The following is a 17,987-nucleotide window of genomic DNA, read 5'->3' on the forward strand; positions in this document are numbered from 1 at the left end:
AACATGCTGAATTTCATTGACACTGTCGGCGAGGCCGTCGCCGGCATCAAGGACGGTTCCACGGTGATGATCGGCGGCTTCGGCAACGCCGGGCAGCCGTTTGAACTGATCGACGCGCTGCTGGACTGCGGCGCCCGCGAGCTCACCGTGGTGAACAACAACGCCGGCCAGGGCGACCAGGGCCTGGCGCTGCTCATCAAGGAAGGCCGGGTCAAGAAGATGATCTGCTCCTTCCCGCGGCAGTCCGACTCCTGGCACTTCGACGCCAAATACAAGGCCGGCGAGATCGAACTGGAACTCGTTCCGCAGGGCAACCTGGCCGAGCGCATCAGGGCCGCGGGAGCCGGCATCGGCGGCTTCTTCACGCCCACCGGCTACGGAACCATGCTGGCCGAGGGCAAGGAAACCCGCATCCTGGACGGCCGCGGCCAGGTCTTCGAGACGCCCATCCACGCCGACGTCGCCCTGATCAAGGCGCTCAAGGCGGACGGCATGGGCAACCTCGTGTACCGCAAGACGGCCCGGAACTTCGGCCCCATTATGGCCGCCGCCGCCAAACACACCATCGTCCAGGTCTCCGAGATTGTGCCCACCGGCGGACTCGACCCGGAGAACGTCGTGACCCCCGGCATCTACGTGAACAGCATTGTTCGCGTCAACTCAGTGAAGGCGGCCTGATATGAGCGCACAGACAAGCCGCGAGACCGGCTCGATCCAGAGCAGCGAGCAGCCCCTGGGCCGCGACGACCTCGCCCGGCTGGTGGCGAAGGACATCAAGCCCGGCTCTTTCGTGAACCTTGGCATCGGCCAGCCCACTTTGGTCTCCAACTACCTCGAACCGGAGCAGAACATCACGCTCCACACCGAGAACGGGATGCTGGGCATGGGCCCGGAAGCCAAGGGTGATGAGATTGATGAAGACCTCATCAACGCCGGCAAGATCCCTGTGACCGAACTGCCGGGGGCGTCCTACTTCCACCACGCCGACTCCTTCGCGATCATGCGCGGCGGGCACCTGGACATCTGCGTCCTCGGCGCGTTCCAGGTCTCGGCCACCGGTGACCTCGCCAACTGGCACACCGGCGCGCCGGACGCCATCCCCGCGGTGGGCGGCGCCATGGACCTTGCCACCGGGGCGAAGGACGTGTTCGTGATGATGACGCTCCTGACCCGCGACGGCGCGTCCAAGATCGTGGAGGCCTGCACCTACCCGCTCACCGGCGTCGGCTGCGTGACCCGCGTGTACACGGACAAGGCCGTGTTCCTGACCGGCCCGGACGGCGTCCAGGTCCGCGAAACGTTCGGCTGCACCCTCGAGGAGCTCCAGGCCCTGGTGCCGGTCCCCCTCACGGCAGCCCCCGCCGTCGAGCGCTAATCCACCAGCGCGAACTGGCAGCCAATGACCCCAAAGCCCCGATCTGAGGTCATTGGCTGCCGGTTCGCGCCCGGGGGAGCGGGTGCGGGCTAATAGGATTGGTAACCATGACCGACGCAGCAGCCGAGACCGCGCCCAGGCCTTCCTCTGCGCCGCAGGCCAGTGACCAGTACGTCCAGTCCCTCGCCCGCGGGCTGGCAGTGATCCGCGCCTTCGATACCGACCACCCGGTGATGACGCTCACCGAAGTGGCTGCACGGACGGACCTGACCCGCGCCACCGCGCGCCGCTTCCTGCACACCCTCGTGGAGCTGGGGTACGTGCGCACGGACGGGAAGACCTTCGCGCTCACCGCGCAGGTGCTGCAGCTCGGCTACGCCTACCTGTCCGGGCTGTCGCTGCCCCAGCTCGCCCAGCCGCACCTTGAGGAGCTTTCGCTGCGGCTGGGGGAGTCGACGTCGGCCGCCGTCCTGGACGGGAAGGACATCGCCTACATCGCGCGGGTCACCACCCGTCGGATCATGAACGTGGGCATCACGGTGGGGACCCGCTTCCCGGCCTACGCCACCTCCATGGGCCGCGTGCTGCTCGCGGCGCTGCCGCCGGCCGCACTGAAGCAGTACCTCGCGGAGGCTGAGATCAAGCCGCTCACTCCCCGGGCCATCGGTACCACGAACGACCTTGTGGCCGCGCTGGACACGGTCCGCGCGCAGGGCTGGTGCCTTCTGGACCAGGAGCTCGAACTTGGCCTGATGTCCGTTGCGGCGCCGGTGTACCACGGCCCGACGAAGGTGGTGGCGGCGATCAACGTGTCCCTGCAGGCGCAGTCGGTGGCCGCGAAACCGGATCCCAAGGCCTACCTGGAGATGGTCCGGAAGGAAACTGTTGAGACGGCCCGGCTGATTTCCGCGGACCTTTCAGCCAAGCATTAGCCCGTTGAGGTCATTCCGTCGTTCCCCGGAGTGATCGGCTCCACGGGCGGCCACCATTTGGTGGGCGGGCCGATGACAAAGCGGCGCCCGGTCAGTTCGCTGGGCGTGATCCGGACCAGGACGTCCTTGGCACCCTCCTGCCACGGCGACGGCGTTTCGGCAGGAGCGTCCTCGCCCGGCTGCACGGCCTCGGCGACCCCCTTGACCACCACGCTCCACGCGATGGTTCCGTAGACGTTCAGCCCGTCGGCTTCAAGGACCACCGGCTCCCCGGCGAGAACAGCGTCCAGCTTGGTCCCGGGGCCGGTCCGGAAAATCACCGTGCCTTCATCCGGCAGGTAGTTCACCGGGAAGATTTCCGGCGCGGCATTGCTGATGACCGCCAGCCGTCCCACGGAGGCGGAGCGAAGGTGCCGCCAGCATTCACGGACGGTGAGTTCTGTTATTTCCGGCCCCGGCCCAGAGGTATTCATGGTGCTGAGCCTAGGCGTCCGGTCCGCGTTGCGGCAAGGCAGTAAGACCCTGTTTTCAGTTACGCTTCACATGAGGAGAACCCCCGACCATTTGCCCGTGAAGGATGCCATGACCCAGCACAACAATGAGCCGGAGAATACGAACGCTCCGGAAGGCAACGCCGCGCCCCAGGCCGGTCCCGGCCCCAAGCGCGCCGCCGTCATCATCAACCCGGCCAAGCCCGTCGACTTCGATGTTCGCGGCCTGATGGCCAAGCACTGCGCAGATGCGGGCTGGGATGAGCCCATGTGGATCGAAACCACCAAGGACGACCCGGGGGTCGGACAGGCGAAGGAAGCGCTGAGCCGCGGGGCCGACGTCGTGATTGCCGCCGGCGGCGACGGCACCGTACGGTGCGTGGCTGAGGTCCTTTCCGGCACCTCCACGCCAATGGGTCTGCTGCCGCTGGGCACGGGAAACCTGCTGGCCCGCAACCTTGGCATGGATGTCACCGATATTGAAGGCGCCATGGCGGGCGCCCTGACGGGCGAGGACCGCAAGATCGACGTGGTCCGTGCAGTCCGGAGCGATCCGGACAAGGAGCAGCACTTCCTGGTGATGGCCGGTGTGGGCTACGACGCCACCATCATGGCGGACACGAATGAGGACCTGAAAGACAAGGTGGGCTGGCTGGCCTACGTCGATGCGGGCATCAGGAACCTTCCGGGCAAACCCGTGAAGGCAAGCATCGTCATTGACGGCAAGTCAGTGGTCCACCGCCGGGTCCGAAGCGTCATGGTGGGAAACTGCGGCAAGGTCCAGGGCGGCCTGGAGATCTTCCCGGACGCGAAGGTGGACGACGGACTCCTGGACGTGGTGGTCCTGGCGCCTCGGGGCAAGCTCGGCTGGTTCTCCGTTGTGGCCGGCATGATCGGCAAGGGCAAAGGCAAGGACACGTCCGTGGAGTACTTCCAGGGCAAGGACGTGGAGATCACCCTTGAACACGCCGACGACTACCAGCTCGACGGCGACCATGAAGGCGACGGCAAGCACGTCCGCATGACCATGCTCCCCGGAGCGCTAGCGGTCAGGATGAACGCGCCGGCTGCCGCCTAGAAGGCAGCGCGCAACAGAGTCAAAAAGGTTCGACGGCGGCCCGCTCCCAGTGGACGGACCGCCGTCGGTTCTTGCCCGGGCTGGATCAGTCCGTGAGCAGCCTGCCCCACCTCGGTGCGAGCAAGGGGGACCCGGCAAGTTTGAGGCAGTGCCACAAAGTGACGGCCACGGAGTCCAGCACCGGTACGCCGGTTTCTGATTCCACTTCCGCTGCGATGTTGGCGCCGTACAGGTTGGTGCAGAGGTAGACCAGGGCGTCCGGCCGTGCCGCCGCGAGCTCCAGCGACCCCGGCCGCATTTCGTCGTCCGTGACCCGGGCGAAGGACTCGTTGTCGCTCAGCCCCAGGGCCCGGTGGCCGATGGTTTTGATGCCGTCTCGCTCGTAGGAGGCCATGATGGCGTGGTTGACGTCCGCCGTGTACGGCGTGAAGAGCCCGATCCGTTCCATGCTGAAGGACTCGAAAGCCGCCAGATAGGCGAGCGTGGACGTGGTGGCCGGGATTCCCGTCGCGTCGACGATCTCGCCGACCAGTTCGCGGTCGTGGCCGGCGCCGAGCCACGAACCTGACGTCCCGTTCCAGGCGATGACGTCCACGTCCGCCGTCGCTAGGAGTTCGGCGGCAGCCCTCATGACGGCGGGATCGAACTGCTTGTCCGAGGAATCGTCCAGGGCGATCCGGGTGACCGGGATCCGGGTGAAATGGATGGTGACGTCGTCCCGGTCGCCCAGGATGCGGTAGCTCTGCGGCTCCAGGCAGGTGTTGGAGGACGGCACGATCATGCCGATGCGGGTCTTGCGTACTTCAGAAGGCATGGGTGCTCCTACTTTGCTGCGGACGGGGCGGCTGCGGCGGGAGCTGTCGCGGCGGACAGATGCTCGCGGAAACCGTTCCGGGCTACGAAACGCCCCACGGCGCCGGGATCGTGGAAGCCGCCGCCGTCGAGCACCACCCGTCCTGCGGAGACCACAACGGCGGGCCAGCCGGTGAGTGCCCGGCCGTCGAACGGCGAGAAGTCAGTGCCCATGTGCAGTGCCCCGCCGTCCACTACCCGTTCCTCGGTGGGATCGAAGATCACCAGGTCGGCGTCGAAGCCCTCGGCGATGGTTCCCTTGCCGGGAACGGCGTTGATGCGGGCCGGGCCGGCGGCGAAGACCTCCACGAAGTCCTCCACCGAACTGCCGGCGGACGCCATGGCCGTGAACGTGACCGGCATCCGGGTTTCCACACCGGGCAGGCCGTGCGGCATGGCGCGGATGTCGTCCGTGCGCTCGCGCTTCTGCGACAGGTCGTAGCAGGAGTGGTCCGAGGAAACAGTGTGGATGGCACCGTCGGCCAGCCGTTCCTTGAGCGCGGCGACGGTTTCGGGGCTGCGCATGGGCGGGCAGCAGGCGTACCACTCGGGGAAAGCGGAGCCGTACACCGTGTCATCGAGGGTGAGGTAATGCGGGCAGGTCTCGGAGTAGGCTTCCTGGCCACGGGCCCGCGCCCCGGTGACCAGGTCCACGGCGCCCGGCGTGGACTGGTGCACGAAGTACACCGGTGCCTTGGTGTATTCGGCCATGGCCAGGGTTTCCTTGACCGAGATTTCCTCGGCCAGCTCCGGACGGGTCCGGTGCAGGTGTTCGATGCCGATCCTGCCGTCGTCGGCGTGCTGCTGCGTGCAGTCGCTGATGATGGGGTCGTGTTCGGCGTGGATGTAGGTGAGGCCGTCCAGCCGGACCATCTCGCGCATCACTTTCAGGATGGTATCGCCGTCCGCCATGGTGGTGCCGCGGTTGGTGGTGTACATCTTCACCGAGCGCACACCCTCAGCGGCGAGCTGCTCCAGCTGCCAAGGCACGGTCTCGTCCCAGCTGACCACGGAGCCGTGCAGGGCGACGTCGCAGCGGGATTCCAGCGCCAGCTCCTTCTTGTGCAGCACGGCAGCCAGGGGGGTTTCCTGCGCGTCGCGGGGAATGCCGAAGTCGATGATGGTGGTGGTGCCGCCCCACAGTGCCGCGGTGGAGGTGGTTCGGTAGTCGTCCAGGGTGCGGAAGCGGCCGGTTACCTGGGCCACATGGCAATGGCCGTCCACGCCGCCCGGAATCACCAGTTGTCCGGTGGCGTCGATGGTGCGGACTGCGGCGGGGACGGGTTCCGCGGCGTCGATGAGCTGCTCCACGCGGCCGTCGCGGACCACCACGTGGGCGTTGCGTCGGCCGGAGCTGTTGACCACGGTGCCGTGGGCGATGACGAGGTCGGGAATGCGGGACATCTTTGTCCTCCTAGTTCTTTGAAGCGGTGCGTTCTGTCTGTGCGGCGGCCAGGGCGGCGTCAAGGTTTGCGGAGAGTCCCTTGCGGGCCTTGACGGGCGGCGGCGCGAAGGCACCAGCCCGGTGCGGGCCGGATTGAAGTCCGACGACGGCCTCCGCCATGCGGATGCCGGCGGAGATGCCGTCCACCACCGGAACCGGGATCTGGCCGCTAAGTTCGCGGGCCAGGCCGGCGAGGGGCGCGCCGGCGAGGATCACGACGTCGGCCCCGTCCTCCGCGACGGCCTGCCGGCTGAGTGCCAGCAGCGTTTCCTTGAAGTCCTGCTGCACGGAGCCGATGCCGTTCAGCGTCTCATTGATGGAGCGGATGGAGGCCAGCCGGCCGCCGAGGCCGAAGCGCTCCACACAGTCGAGGTACCAGGGCCGGATCCGGTCGGAGATGGCGATGATGGAGAAGCGGTGGCCCTGCAGGGCGGCGGCGCACAGCGCGGCCTCCGTGATGCCGATGACGGGGACGTCCGTGAGCTCCTTCAGGGCGGGCATTCCTGGATCGCCGAAGGCCGCGACGACGACCCCGTCGATGGGTGCCACGTCGATGCGGTCCGTGCCGGAGTCGCCGTGGGCACTGTCCGGGGCATCGCCGGCGTATTCGGCGATCACCTCTGCCACCGCGCCGGCGGCGATGAGGGACTCGAAGCGGGTTTCGATGTATTCGACACCGTACGCGGCGGTGCGGACCACCAGTTCAGTGTCCGGCGAGGCGGAGCGCAGGGCTTCCGATTCGATCAGCGCCGTGACGTCGTCGCTGATATTGGGGTTGATGACGAGGAGTTTCATTTTTTCTTCCGGTGCAGGGCGGGTTCAGTTTTCTGGAAGTCGTCGGGGAACTGTTCGCGGTATTTGCCGATGTGCGACGCCGACTGGGCCGCGGCGCGGTCCGGGTCGCCGCTGGCGATGGCGGCGTAGAGTTCCCGGTGCTCCCGGATCAGTTCGGGCAGGTCGCTCACGTGCCGGAACAGCCAGTGCATGCGGCCCTGCAGCGGCTCCAGGGCGGACCTGAGGAAGCCGTTGTCCGCGATCCGGGTGATGGCATCGTGGAATTCGCTGTTGGCGCGGTGGGCCTCCATGACGGCGCCCTTGGCGAGGCAGCGTTCGGCCTCGTCCAGCAGCCCGGCCAGGTACTCACGGTCCTCGCCGGTGGCGCGGAGGGCAGCCAGCCGGCAGGCCAGTACCTCCAGCGACTGGCGGACGTCGAACAGGTCCTCCACATCCTTGGGGCTGAGCGAGCTGACCTCGGCACCGCGGGCGCCCCGGTCGCTGAGGAGGCCTTCCTGGCGCAGCATCCGCAGCGCTTCCCGGACAGGCAGCCGCGAGACGTTGAACTCGGCTGCCAGGTCCCGTTCCACCAGCCGGGTGCCGGGAGCGTAGTGCCCTTCGAAGATCCTGGTGCGGAGCGTGTCCCGGACGGTCTCGCGGAGGGGGCGTTCCTTGTCCTGGGTTTCTTCTGCGGTAAGCATGGTGCTCCATTCGGGTTTCTTGACGGGTAGTGCGCTCCCGGCGCCGGGAGGGGTGCTGCGGTGCCTAGCTTAGGGCTGCCAGCTTAGACAGGGAGGCGCTTGTTGTAGTCCAGCACCAGGACGGACACGCCCATGATGATCGCGGACCCGACGAAGTACAGCAGCGCCCAGGTGTAGGAGCCGGTGGCGCCCACGATCAGGCCGACGGCGATCGGGGTGACGAAGCCGGAGATGTTGCCGCTGAAGTTCATCGCCCCGCCGAGGACGCCGGCGTTGGTCCGGCCGCCCAGGATGGAGGGAATGCTCCAGAACAGGCCAACCCAGCGGAGGAAGAACATCACCACGGAGAGGAGTACGACGGCGGTGGTCGGGTCTGCCACGACGGTCACCCCGACGAGGCCGCCCACCACCACAACACTGGAGATGCCCAGCAGCGTGCGCATGACGCGGTTGGCGGAGGCGCCGGCTGCCCGCCATTTGTCGGCAAGGGTGCCGCCCAGGATCTCCCCGACGAAGCCCGCACCGAAGATCACGAACGTGGACCAGCCGATGGTCTTCAGGTCGAAGCCCTTGGCCTGGGCGAGGTACAGCGGGCCCCAGGTGAGCAGGCCGTAGAAGACTCCGTTGAAGCCCAGCCAGCCGAAGCACATGGCCCAGAAGGAACGGAATTTCAGGTAGGGTAGCAGGGCCCGCTTGCCTTTGCTGCCGTCCAGCTCGGCCTCGGCGTCCTCGGCCGCGTGGGAGGCCTCGATGTATTCGGCCTCGGCGGCGTTGACTCCGCGGTGCTGGCGCGGGTTGTCCCGGACGTACCACCAGACGGCCAGGCCCATCAGGACCGTGGCGGCGCCGGCGATGACGAATGAACTGCGCCAGCTGCCGGTGGCGGCGATGAGGCCGGCGATCAGGATGCCGCCGAGCCCGGCGCCGAGCGGAGCGCCGGCGTCCAGGATGGTGGCGCCCCGGCCGCGTTCCGACTTGTGCATCCAGATCGCGTTGAGCTTGCCGCCGGCCGGCATGACACCGGCTTCGGTGACGCCGATGCCGAGCCGGGCGATGAACATGCTGAGGAAGCCGCCGGCCATGCCGGAGGCCGCCGTTGCGGCGCCCCAGCCCACGCAGGAAGCGGTCATGACCTTGCGCGGGCCGAACTTGTCGATCAGCAGGCCGACCGGGATCTGCATCAGGGCATAGGTCCAGAAGAAGGCGGAGAGCAGCAGGCCCACGAGTTCGGGGGCGAGGTTGAATTCCTTTTGGATGATGGGGAGCGCCACCGAGATGGAGCCGCGGTCGATGTAATTGACGGCCACCAGGACGAGGAGCAGCAGGAAGAGCTTCCAGCGGACGTTGGTGCGCCGTTGCACGCCGTCCTTGCCGGCCTGGTCCTCAGGGTATTGAACTGCGGTGGGATCGGTGCTGGAAGTTTCGGTACTTGGAAGAGACACAGCTTTTCCTTCACGGGGAAGATTGCGGGCAGGGGAAAGACTCTGGTGTTATGGCTGGCCACGGCCGGATCCGGCGGGGCCTTACTGTCCAGGCCTGGCTCTGGGTACGCCGCTCGGGGCGCCAGGTTCCGGGATGGTGGTCACTTTTGGGATCCCGTTTTGGGATCCCGTTTTGGGATCCCAAAATTAAAGATAGAAGTGAGCCCCGCCACTGTCAAGGGTTTTCCCCGCGCTGCCCGCGGGGCAGCCTATTTACCGATTGTGACTACCGGCTGTCGCTATGCGCCAGAATCTCCGCGAGCTCCGCCAGCCGGTGGGCCCGCGCCGATTCCGCCGGAGTGAACGGTTCGCCGGGACGGTGGAAGGTGACGGGTCCGTGCCACGCCGTCGGGATTTTCAGCACCGTCCCGGCGTCGGCCGTGGCCAGGAGTTCCCGGCGCCCTTCAGCAGCGGAGGGGACAATCCTGGCGGAAAGCAGCTCGGCGACGGCCAGCGGAAGCTCATCCGGGTTGCCCGCAATCCGGGCAGCGAGGCTTAGTGCCCTGGTCTGGCCGTCCGCCATGGCCAGGGCCGTGGTGGGCCAGACGTGCGGATGCCTGCCGCCGCCGTCGCGCAGGGCGTCCAGGAGCTCACGTTCACCGAGATTCCCGGGCGCGGAGAGGACGAACTCGTCGAGTACGCCGCCCGCCACCGGATGGATGTGGATGCTGAGGATGTTGGTGTCCAGCCGGGCCAGCGCCTGGGTGATTTTCTGAAGCGACCCGGGCTGGTCGCGCAGCACGGTGCGTGCCCGCCAGAGGGCAGGTGCGGTATTCAGCCGCCTGCGGTGCCGCAGGGCGGGAGCGTGCAGCCAGCTCCTCAGCATCCGGGCGGCGGAAGGCTCGGCCACCCAGATCACCAGCACTGTTGCCGTCAGGGTAAGGACAAGGACCTTGGCCACGTAAGGGAGGTGGGTCTCCACTACAGCCGCGTGCACCAGGAGCTCAATGGGCAGCATAACGGCGATATTCGCCAGGGTCAGCCGTGCTTTTGTGGGCTCCGGCATCTGGCCGCAAACTTCGCAGCTCAGGTCGGCCGGTTCGGGGGACGGTGCCTTGCGCTTCATACTCACATCATGGCGGGGCCCTGTTTCAATGGCGTTGCGACCGCGTCACGATCGCTGGCACCCAGGGACCCCCGGCAGGTAACACGGGGGTGTCCGGCGCCAAGCGAACCAAGTACTGCCCTGCTCCACGGGCAGTACCGCGGTTCCCAAGCGGGTATTCCGCGCAGCAAAGGCGGTGTTCCGCGGAAAAATGCGCGTACGCCACTCTCGTGACCGCACCGCCGGGCGGCGCGTTGAATGGAAGGGCATACCTATTTCTTCTTGACGAGCGGGAGGCCCCGGTGACCATCAGCGAAGACCGTGCGGTTAGCCACATCGGCGTGATGAGGCCATGGCTCGGGCAGGAGGAAGCGGACGCCGTCGTGCAAGTGCTTTCGTCGGGCCGCATGGTTCAGGGGCCTCGCGTGGGGCAGTTCGAAGAGGCGTTCGGCTCTGCCCAGCAGGTGCCGCACGCCGTCGCCGTATCCAGCGGCACCGCCGCGCTCCACCTGGCGCTCAGCGTGGCCGGGGTCGAACCGCAGGACGACGTCGTGTTGCCCTCGTTCTGCTCAGCAGCGAACGCAGACGCCGTCAGTCGCCTGGGCGCCCGGACGGTCTTTGCCGATGTCGAGGCGGGAACCGGCAATGTGTCCCGGGGGACCATCGAGGAGGCCCTCACGCCGGCCACCCGGGCGGTGATCGTGGCGGACCAGGGAGGGATGCCAGTTGACCTGAAACCCATCCGCGAGCTGTGTGACCCGCTCGGCGTCACGGTCATCGAGGACGCCTCCTGCGGTGTGGGCTCCACGTACCAGGGACAGCCGGTGGGAGCGGGCGCCGAACTGACCGTGTGGTCCTTTGATTCGTTTGAGGTCCTGACCACCGGCGAGGGCGGAATGCTGACCACGCGGAATGAGGGGTGGGCAAGCGCAGCCAGGCACCTTCGTGATAACGCCGGGAGCGGCGCGGGACCCGATCACCGCATGACTGACCTGCAGGCTGCCATCGGCCTGGTCCAGCTCGGGCGGCTGCAGGAAGCCGTGGCACATCGCCGGGAAATCGTGGCCAGCTACCAGCTGGCGCTCGCGCGGATCGGCGGGCTGCGGTTCATCAAGGATCCCGACTACGGCACCAGCAATTTCCAGTCCTTCTGGCTTGAGGTGCTGCCGTCGTTCGCCGTTGCCCGCAACGAGCTTCTGGAGCGCTTGTCGCGCGACGGCATTACAGCCGGCACCGGGATCGCGGCGGTCCACCGGGAGCCGGCCTACAGGAACCGGGACACCGGCGACGCAGACCTCTCAGTCACGGAACGGCTGGCGGACAGGCTGGTGGTCCTGCCGGTCTACCACGAGCTGACTCCCGGCGAGCAGTCGCGGGTGCTCCGTTCCGTCCGGCTCGCCGCGGCCGGAATTCCCACCACCGTGCGGCGGGGCAAATGGAACGGCGGGTTCCGTCGGGCGGACGCCGCCAGCGCCTGACTGCCCCGGCGTCAGCGTGAACCTTCGGGTTCTTTCGACGACGTTCCGGCGCTGGTGAGCTCCCGGTCGTTGCCCGCGAGCTGGGTCAGCAGGTCCCGGATCTCGGCCAGGAGCGCTGTGTCTGCCGGGATGGGCTCCTCCTCGGGCTCCGCCGTGGCCAGCCGGCTCTTCACCAGCGAGTTGATCTTGTTCATAGGCGCCACGAAGATGAAATAGACCACGGCCGCGGTAATGAGGAAGGTCACGAAAGCGGTGATGGCACCGCCGATGTTGACGAACGTCTTGTCATTGCCGGGCCAGATGGGGAAGCCCAGGCCCTCGGTGTGGACCCCGCCAGCCGCGGCGATGATCGGGTTCACGATGTTGGTGGTGAAAGCTGTGACCAGTGCCGTGAAGGCCGTGCCGACGACGACGGCGATGGACAGTTCGATCACGTTGCCACGAAGGATGAAATCCTTGAATCCTTTGAGCATGGGTCCTCCGGTATTCGGTTCAGTCGGTGATTTAACCGAATGATAATACCAGTCCGCGCGTTCGCGCCCGCCGTCGTCACCTATGCCCCGGGCGTAGGATTTGGGGTGGACGCCAACGCTGCCGCCATCAGACTGGCACCGTATGGAAAGGCGCGACCCCCGTGAAGCTGTTTGCCGAGATGTTCACAATTGCTCCCGGCAATAAAGACCATCAGGTCGCGATCCGCTGCGCAGTGGGTGTCTTTGTTCCGCTGATCATCCTGGTCCTGGTAGGCCGCAGCGACCTGGCAATCTTCGCTTCCTTTGGCGCCTTCACCGGAATCTACGGTCGCGGGGAGATGCACCGGAAGCGGCTCTTCATCCAGATGCGCGCCGGTTCGCTCATGCTGCTCGTCATACTGCTGGCAACGCTGTCCGCCCGCGCCGGCCGGGCCCTGGGGCTTTCGGACGCCGCGAGCACCTGGACCCAGGTGGCTGCCACCACGGTGGTAGCCGGGGCGTGTTCGCTAGTGATTGCCTTGTGGCGGCACCGGCCGGCAGGCTCGTTGTTCCATATTTTTGCCTTCGCGGCCATCGCGTCGATTCCCAACCAGCCGCCGCTCTGGCAATGCATGCTTGTCGCCATCCTCACCACCGTGTTCTGCCTGTTGATCGGCATCTCCTCCCGCCTCGTGCGGAGCCGTCGGACGCCGTGGTCCATGCCCGAACCCGCCCGGCTGACGCCCGATGAAAAGCGCGCCGCCTGGCTCGAAGCCGTGGGCTACATCGTGGCTGCGGGTCTGGCCGGCACACTGGCCACCATTGTGGGCCAGCGGCTGGGCTTCGGCCACAACTACTGGGCCATGGTGGCTGCCGTTGTTCCGGTGGTGGGCCGGACCACCCGCCACCGGGTGGCGAGGGGCATCCAGAGAATCATAGGCACCGTGCTGGGCCTGGTGGTGCTGGCCGGTGTGCTCCTGCTGAATCCTGCGCCCTGGCAGATGGTGCTGGTGATCGCCGCGTGCCAGTTCGGCGCCGAGATGTTCATTGCACGCCAGTACGTCCTGGCGCAGATCTTCGTTACACCGCTGGCCCTCAGCGCCACATTGCTGGCTGCGCCCACTGCCCCGCAGGTGCTGCTGCGGGACAGGATCGTGGAGACGGTCATCGGCGCCGCCGTCGGCATTGCCGTGGTGGTTGCCCCCGCCGTGTGGCGGCGGATGCGGGCACGGAGCGGCGCGCAGCGCCTGGCAGCGTAGGTTACGCGGCAGCCGCTAGGAAGGCCCGACGGCGGTCCGCTTACTCGCCGCTGCGGTGACCGCCTGCGGGACCAGGACGAGGGCTGCAACGGCGAGAACGGCCGCGCCGGCAAAGACGTAGAAGCCCCAGGGGTAAGCGATTCCGGCCGCAACGAGGGTGCCGGTCACGGCCGGACCGAGGATGGCCCCCAGGCGTCCGACGCCGGCGGCGAAGCCCAGCGCGGTGCCGCGCAGCCGCGGCGGGAACAGCTGGCTCACCCAGGCGTACACCAGCACCTGTGAGCTGAAGACGAAGACCCCTGTGACGAAGACGGCCGCGTTCAGGAGCAGCTCGTTCTGGATTTTCACGCTGAGTACTGCCAGGAACACGGCGGAGAGTCCGAACCAGAGAAGCACGATCTTCTTGGTTCCGTGCTTGTCCGCCAGGATGCCGGCCACGACCAGGCCGGCCACGGCGCCCACGTTCAGGACCAGCAGGAGGGAGAGCCCAGCGCTGAGCGTGTAGCCGGCGGACGACATGAGCTGCGGCAGCCAGGTATTCAGTCCGTACACCAGCAGCAGGCCCATGAACGAGGCCACGGCCACACCGGCGGCCACGAGCGGGTACGGTTTCCGCCCGAGGTCCTTGAAGCTGGCGCGGTCTTCCACCGCAGGAGCGGGTTCTTTTGCGGCAGCCTTGCCGGGTGCCGGAAGGGAGATGACGGCGGGCAGCGTTTCCGGCAGCTTGAACCACAGGAACGGGACCAGCGCGAAGCCCGCAAGGCCGCCAACCACGAACATGATGCGCCAGTCCGGGATGACCATGAGCGCCAGGAAGGCTGTAGCCACCGCGCCTGCGTGGTAACCGGTCATGGTCCGGGTGGTGGACTTGCCGGCGGATCCTGCGGGGGCGTAATCGTTCATGTAGGCCAAAGCGGCGGGAAGGCAGGCGCCCAGCCCCAGGCCGGCCAGTAGCCTGAAGGCGCTGAAGACTGCCACGTTGGGGGCAAAGACCACGGCAATGGTGAAGATGGAGAACCACGTAACGCAGGCAACCAGCAGGTTCCGCCGGCCGAACCGGTCGGAAAGCGGCGCAATGAACAGTGCTCCGAGGCCCACGCCCACTAGGGAGATGGTCGCAGCAAAGGTGGCGCCCACGGCGTCGAAGCCAAGGTCGTGGGTCTTGATGAGCGTGGGGATGACGGTGCCAAGCACCACCAGGTCAAAGCCGTCCAGGACCATGGCCAGCCAGCAGAGCCAGACGGGCCAGCGTGATTTGTTTTCCAACGACGTCGTTGACATTGCTACCTCAAAAGTTGATTAGTGCGCTCTGTTTCCGTGTGAAACAAGCCGGGACCAAGGTTCCCCGCCCTGAGATTTGTACCACTGGGCAGTGTTATGTGGGACACTTCGAACCATTCAATGGAAGGGGAAGTGTGGCCAACTCGGTTTCCGGGGACTCTGTGGTGGACCGCGTGGTCCGCGTCATTGCCGCTTTTCCGGAGGGTGTGAACGTGCTTCCGCTTTCGGAACTCGCCGCGCGGGCGGGGCTGCCGCTCACTACGGCCCACCGGCTGGTGCGCCAGCTGGCCGGACACGGGCTGCTCGACGTCGGCGCCGGCGGTTCGGTGCAACTGGGGCTGCGGCTCTGGGAGCTCGTTAACCGCAATTCGCCCACGCTGGAACTGCGCCAGGCCGCCATGCCGTTCATGGAGGACATACAGCAGGTGCTCAATCAGAACGTGAACCTTGCGGTGCTGGACGGCTGGGAGGCACTTTTCGTCGAGCGGCTTTCCCGGCGCGGCTCGGTGGCGAACCGGGCGCAGGTCGCCGGCCGCATGCCCGTGCACGTGTCCTCGGCCGGGCTGGTCCTGATGGCCAACCAGCCGCACGCGGTCCAGGCGGACTACCTTGCGGGTTTCACGGATCCCGCCGGCAGGTTGACGGTGGAAGAACTGCGCATCCAGCTAGGCGAAGCTGCGCACCAGGGATACGCGCAGCTGGCCGGCGTGGTGGACCCGGACACCTGGGGCATTGCCGTTCCGGTGATGGACCGCAAGAAGCGGACGGTGGCCGCGATCGGCGTCGTGGTTCCCTTGCGCGAGGTGCGCCTGCAGGCGCTGGTCCCGGCCCTGCAGACAGCCGCCCGCGGCATCGGCCGCCGCCTCGCTGAATCGGAGGGCCCTGCAGAGCTGCGGGAGTAGACCCGGATTCCATTCAACGGAATCACTGTAACGCGGATCACGCATCGGGGCGCACACTGTTTCCAGACGATCCAACAGGCCCCGGGCACTCCCGCCGGCCCCCGCAACGAAGCGAGGAAACACCATGGCAGCCCGCACAGTCATCACCACCCAGGTAGCCATCCTGGGTGCAGGCCCGGCAGGCCTGATGCTCTCGCATCTGCTCGCCAAGTCCGGCATAGAATCCACCGTCATCGAAATCCGGAGCCGCCAGGAAATCCAGGAGACAGTCCGCGCCGGCATCCTGGAGCACGGCACCGTGAAGATGCTGGTGGACAGCGGCGTCTCGGACCGCGTGCTGCGGGACGGCGACCGGCACGACGGCATCGAGCTGCGCTTCAACGGCGAGAGCCACCGGATCGACTTCCAGGACCTGGTGGGGGAGTCGGTGTGGCTCTACCCGCAGACTGACGTGTTCATGGACCTTGCCGCTCGCCGCGAGGCCGACGGCGGAGACGTCCGCTACAGCGTTACGGACACCACCATCCACGACATCGAAGGATCCCCAAAGATCTGGTTCACGGACGCCGACGGTGTGGAGTATGAGCTGCGGGCCGATTTCATCACCGGCGCGGACGGCTCCCGCAGCCACTGCCGCTTCCAGATCCCGGAGGCCGACCGCAAGTGGTACTTCCACGAGTACCCCTTCGCCTGGTTCGGGATCCTGGCCGAGGCGCCCCGCAGCTCCGATGAACTGATCTACGCCAACTCGGACAACGGCTTCGCCCTGATCAGCCAGCGGACCGAAACCGTTCAGCGCATGTATTTCCAGTGCGATCCCAACGAGGACGTGAACAACTGGAGTGAGGACCGCATCTGGGACGCCTTCCGCAGCCGGGTCAACGGCAACGGCTTCGAGCTCAAGGAAGGGCCGGTCATCGACAAGATGGTGCTGAAGTTCCGCAGCTTCGTCCACGCCCCCATGCGCCACGGCAAGCTCTTCCTGGCCGGCGACGCCGCCCACACCGTCCCGCCCACCGGCGCCAAGGGCCTGAACCTGGCCATCCACGACGTCAAGGTCCTCTTCGAAGGCCTGGAAAGCTACTACAAGGACGGTTCCACGGTGTTGTTGGACGCTTATAGCGACCGCGCCCTAGAACGCGTCTGGAAGGCACAGCAGTTCTCCTACTGGATGACCTCGATGCTGCACACGCCGGCGGATGCGGACGATTTCTCCCGGGCCCGGCAGCTGGGTGAGCTCAACTCAGTGGTCTCCTCCCGCCACGGCAGGGCCTATCTGGCGGAGGCCTACACCGGCTGGCCCGGGGCCCGCTAAGCGGGCCCGGGACGCAGCCCCGGTCGTAGACTCGGGGAATGCACGGCATAACAATCGTGGGCGGGGGCATCGCCGGCCTGGCCCTCGCCGCGACGCTCGACCCGGGTCGCTTCCACGTCACGGTTCACGAGCAGCGGAACACGCTGCCGACAGTGGAAACGTCCCTGGCCATGTGGCCGGAGGCCCAGCAGGCGCTCGAAACCGTGGGGATCCTGCCGGAGATTCAGGCGGCAGGCTCCCCTTTTGACGCCATGGCATTGCGGGACGTGTCCGGGAAGGTGTGGTTCCGGGCCGAGGTTTCAGGCGTGATCGGTGTGTTTCACGTGCTGACCTGCTTCGGCTCCTGGACTCTGCTGTGCCGGAATCCGTCACCCGGGTGTTTACGGCTGTGACCTCGCTCCCCGACTCCGGGCTCCTGGTGGGCGCCGACGGCGTCCATAGTGAGTCCGCCGGCAACGGTGGGGTTCGCGGTCCCGGGAGCGGCTCAGTCCCTACCTCGCCTTGCGCGGGATCATCGATGAACCCCTTGCGGGGGATGCGGGCGGCGAGTACTGGGGCCGTGGCGAATTGTTCGGGATCGCTCCGGCCTCCCGGCAACGGACCTACTGGTATGCCTCCTACCGCTCGGACCTGGGGCCCGGCGGCATCGATGTTGCCGCGGCACTGGATGTCACCCGCCGGCGCTTTACGGGAAAGGCTCCGGGAATCGTCCGCGTTCTCGCCGCGGCCACCCCCGAACGGACGCTCGCCCAGCGGATCTGGACTGTGCCCGCCCTGCGCAGCTACGCGCGCGGGGGCGCCGCGCTGGTGGGAGACGCGGCGCACGGCATGACACCCAACCTTGGGCGCGGGGCCTGCGAGGCCCTGGTTGATTCGGTTGCCCTCGCCGGGCTGCTCAACTCGCGGCCGCTTCCGGAGGCGCTCGCGGCGTACAACAAACGGCGCGTGCTGCGCAGCCAGGCCTTACGGGTGGCGTCCTCCGCCATGACCCGGCTGGTGCTGGCCGAATCGGCCCAGCCGTTCCGGGACAGGATCCTTAGTGTGGCCGGGCGGCTGAACCGCTCCACGTAGCGGGCGCCGGCCGCCTGGTTGCGCACCGCCGTCGGGCGCGGTCTTTTGGGTTGGGC

Annotated in this window: 19 protein-coding genes; 10 read left to right on the forward strand and 9 right to left on the reverse strand. The window is 67.1% G+C overall.

All coding sequences use genetic code 11. The features are described from left to right. The first annotated feature begins 3 nt into the window (after positions 1-3). The 3 genes from JOE31_RS01920 to JOE31_RS01930 all read left to right on the forward strand — a co-directional run bounded on the left by JOE31_RS01920 (position 4) and on the right by JOE31_RS01930 (position 2,307). The gene (locus tag JOE31_RS01920) at positions 4-678 is read left to right on the forward strand and encodes a 3-oxoacid CoA-transferase subunit A (protein ID WP_209741885.1); all 675 of its coding nucleotides are present in this window, start codon (positions 4-6) and stop codon (positions 676-678) included. A 1-nt stretch (position 679) separates the two neighbouring features. Beyond that, entirely contained in the window at positions 680-1,375 is a 696-nt protein-coding gene (locus JOE31_RS01925) for a 3-oxoacid CoA-transferase subunit B (protein ID WP_209741886.1), read from the forward strand. A gap of 107 nt (positions 1,376-1,482) precedes the next feature. Further along, complete coding sequence (locus JOE31_RS01930) at positions 1,483-2,307, forward strand: IclR family transcriptional regulator C-terminal domain-containing protein (RefSeq protein WP_209741887.1); 825 nt, start codon at positions 1,483-1,485, stop codon at positions 2,305-2,307. Here the strand turns inward: JOE31_RS01930 and JOE31_RS01935 are convergent. Then, positions 2,304-2,780, reverse strand: a complete 477-nt coding sequence (locus JOE31_RS01935) for a pyridoxamine 5'-phosphate oxidase family protein (RefSeq protein ID WP_209741888.1) — start codon at positions 2,778-2,780, stop codon at positions 2,304-2,306. The genes JOE31_RS01930 and JOE31_RS01935 overlap by 4 nt on opposite strands. Positions 2,781-2,889: 109 nt before the next feature. On the opposite strand from JOE31_RS01935, the gene JOE31_RS01940 reads away from it, so the two are divergent. Continuing rightward, on the forward strand, positions 2,890-3,876 hold the full coding sequence (locus JOE31_RS01940; RefSeq protein WP_245198908.1) for a diacylglycerol kinase family protein: 987 nt from the start codon (positions 2,890-2,892) through the stop codon (positions 3,874-3,876). An 85-nt stretch (positions 3,877-3,961) separates the two neighbouring features. On the opposite strand, the gene JOE31_RS01945 is transcribed toward JOE31_RS01940, so the two are convergent. From JOE31_RS01945 to JOE31_RS01970, 6 genes are all read right to left on the reverse strand, one after another. After that, a complete protein-coding gene (locus JOE31_RS01945) occupies positions 3,962-4,690 on the reverse strand; it encodes an aspartate/glutamate racemase family protein (protein WP_209741889.1) in 729 nt (242 codons plus the stop codon). A gap of 8 nt (positions 4,691-4,698) precedes the next feature. Further along, positions 4,699-6,132, reverse strand: coding sequence for an amidohydrolase family protein (locus JOE31_RS01950; protein WP_209741890.1), 1,434 nt, complete (start codon positions 6,130-6,132; stop codon positions 4,699-4,701). A 10-nt stretch (positions 6,133-6,142) separates the two neighbouring features. Next, positions 6,143-6,967, reverse strand: coding sequence for an aspartate/glutamate racemase family protein (locus JOE31_RS01955; protein WP_209741891.1), 825 nt, complete (start codon positions 6,965-6,967; stop codon positions 6,143-6,145). Further along, complete coding sequence (locus JOE31_RS01960; protein WP_209741892.1) at positions 6,964-7,647, reverse strand: GntR family transcriptional regulator; 684 nt, start codon at positions 7,645-7,647, stop codon at positions 6,964-6,966. Before JOE31_RS01960 ends, JOE31_RS01955 begins: the two co-directional genes overlap by 4 nt. A gap of 83 nt (positions 7,648-7,730) precedes the next feature. Beyond that, positions 7,731-9,089 carry an MFS transporter gene (locus JOE31_RS01965; protein ID WP_209741893.1) on the reverse strand — a complete coding sequence of 453 codons (1,359 nt, stop codon included), beginning with the start codon at positions 9,087-9,089 and terminating at the stop codon, positions 7,731-7,733. A 265-nt stretch (positions 9,090-9,354) separates the two neighbouring features. Beyond that, on the reverse strand, positions 9,355-10,194 hold the full coding sequence (locus JOE31_RS01970) for an ACT domain-containing protein (protein WP_209741894.1): 840 nt from the start codon (positions 10,192-10,194) through the stop codon (positions 9,355-9,357). Positions 10,195-10,475: 281 nt separating this feature from the next. On the opposite strand from JOE31_RS01970, the gene JOE31_RS01975 reads away from it, so the two are divergent. Beyond that, positions 10,476-11,651, forward strand: coding sequence for a DegT/DnrJ/EryC1/StrS aminotransferase family protein (locus JOE31_RS01975; protein WP_209741895.1), 1,176 nt, complete (start codon positions 10,476-10,478; stop codon positions 11,649-11,651). An 11-nt stretch (positions 11,652-11,662) separates the two neighbouring features. Here JOE31_RS01975 and mscL read toward each other — a convergent pair whose 3' ends face one another. Then, entirely contained in the window at positions 11,663-12,124 is a 462-nt protein-coding gene (gene mscL, locus JOE31_RS01980; protein WP_209741896.1) for a large conductance mechanosensitive channel protein MscL, read from the reverse strand. Between the two features lie 161 nt (positions 12,125-12,285). Between mscL and JOE31_RS01985 the strand changes: the two genes are divergently transcribed. After that, positions 12,286-13,362: an FUSC family protein gene (locus tag JOE31_RS01985; protein ID WP_209741897.1), complete on the forward strand. Its 1,077-nt coding sequence runs from the start codon at positions 12,286-12,288 to the stop codon at positions 13,360-13,362. Positions 13,363-13,377: 15 nt separating this feature from the next. On the opposite strand, the gene JOE31_RS01990 is transcribed toward JOE31_RS01985, so the two are convergent. After that, on the reverse strand, positions 13,378-14,643 hold the full coding sequence (locus tag JOE31_RS01990; protein ID WP_209741898.1) for an aromatic acid/H+ symport family MFS transporter: 1,266 nt from the start codon (positions 14,641-14,643) through the stop codon (positions 13,378-13,380). A 134-nt stretch (positions 14,644-14,777) separates the two neighbouring features. On the opposite strand from JOE31_RS01990, the gene JOE31_RS01995 reads away from it, so the two are divergent. The 4 genes from JOE31_RS01995 (at position 14,778) to JOE31_RS21780 (ending at position 17,931) form a co-directional block, all read left to right on the forward strand. Then, entirely contained in the window at positions 14,778-15,545 is a 768-nt protein-coding gene (locus JOE31_RS01995) for an IclR family transcriptional regulator (protein ID WP_209741899.1), read from the forward strand. 124 nt (positions 15,546-15,669) lie between these two features. Next, the gene (locus JOE31_RS02000) at positions 15,670-16,860 is read left to right on the forward strand and encodes a 4-hydroxybenzoate 3-monooxygenase (protein ID WP_209741900.1); all 1,191 of its coding nucleotides are present in this window, start codon (positions 15,670-15,672) and stop codon (positions 16,858-16,860) included. A gap of 38 nt (positions 16,861-16,898) precedes the next feature. Then, the gene (locus JOE31_RS21775; protein ID WP_307864351.1) at positions 16,899-17,252 is read left to right on the forward strand and encodes an NAD(P)-binding protein; all 354 of its coding nucleotides are present in this window, start codon (positions 16,899-16,901) and stop codon (positions 17,250-17,252) included. Positions 17,253-17,361: 109 nt separating this feature from the next. Beyond that, positions 17,362-17,931, forward strand: coding sequence for an FAD-dependent monooxygenase (locus JOE31_RS21780; protein ID WP_307864352.1), 570 nt, complete (start codon positions 17,362-17,364; stop codon positions 17,929-17,931). Positions 17,932-17,987 lie beyond the last annotated feature (56 nt).

Origin of the sequence: Arthrobacter sp. PvP023 (assembly GCF_017832975.1) — a bacterium.
In the GTDB taxonomy this organism is placed as follows: domain Bacteria; phylum Actinomycetota; class Actinomycetes; order Actinomycetales; family Micrococcaceae; genus Arthrobacter.

Excerpts from the sequence above, each read along its gene's own strand:
- JOE31_RS01920 (WP_209741885.1), top strand. The coding sequence starts at position 4 with ATGCTGAATTTCATTGACACTGTCGGCGAGGCCGTCGCCGGCATCAAG.
- JOE31_RS01925 (WP_209741886.1), top strand. The coding sequence starts at position 680 with ATGAGCGCACAGACAAGCCGCGAGACCGGCTCGATCCAGAGCAGCGAG.
- JOE31_RS01930 (WP_209741887.1), top strand. The coding sequence starts at position 1,483 with ATGACCGACGCAGCAGCCGAGACCGCGCCCAGGCCTTCCTCTGCGCCG.
- JOE31_RS01935 (WP_209741888.1), bottom strand. The coding sequence starts at position 2,780 with ATGAATACCTCTGGGCCGGGGCCGGAAATAACAGAACTCACCGTCCGT.
- JOE31_RS01940 (WP_245198908.1), top strand. The coding sequence starts at position 2,890 with ATGACCCAGCACAACAATGAGCCGGAGAATACGAACGCTCCGGAAGGC.
- JOE31_RS01945 (WP_209741889.1), bottom strand. The coding sequence starts at position 4,690 with ATGCCTTCTGAAGTACGCAAGACCCGCATCGGCATGATCGTGCCGTCC.
- JOE31_RS01950 (WP_209741890.1), bottom strand. The coding sequence starts at position 6,132 with ATGTCCCGCATTCCCGACCTCGTCATCGCCCACGGCACCGTGGTCAAC.
- JOE31_RS01955 (WP_209741891.1), bottom strand. The coding sequence starts at position 6,967 with ATGAAACTCCTCGTCATCAACCCCAATATCAGCGACGACGTCACGGCG.
- JOE31_RS01960 (WP_209741892.1), bottom strand. The coding sequence starts at position 7,647 with ATGCTTACCGCAGAAGAAACCCAGGACAAGGAACGCCCCCTCCGCGAG.
- JOE31_RS01970 (WP_209741894.1), bottom strand. The coding sequence starts at position 10,194 with ATGAAGCGCAAGGCACCGTCCCCCGAACCGGCCGACCTGAGCTGCGAA.
- mscL (WP_209741896.1), bottom strand. The coding sequence starts at position 12,124 with ATGCTCAAAGGATTCAAGGATTTCATCCTTCGTGGCAACGTGATCGAA.
- JOE31_RS01990 (WP_209741898.1), bottom strand. The coding sequence starts at position 14,643 with ATGTCAACGACGTCGTTGGAAAACAAATCACGCTGGCCCGTCTGGCTC.
- JOE31_RS02000 (WP_209741900.1), top strand. The coding sequence starts at position 15,670 with ATGGCAGCCCGCACAGTCATCACCACCCAGGTAGCCATCCTGGGTGCA.
- JOE31_RS21775 (WP_307864351.1), top strand. The coding sequence starts at position 16,899 with ATGCACGGCATAACAATCGTGGGCGGGGGCATCGCCGGCCTGGCCCTC.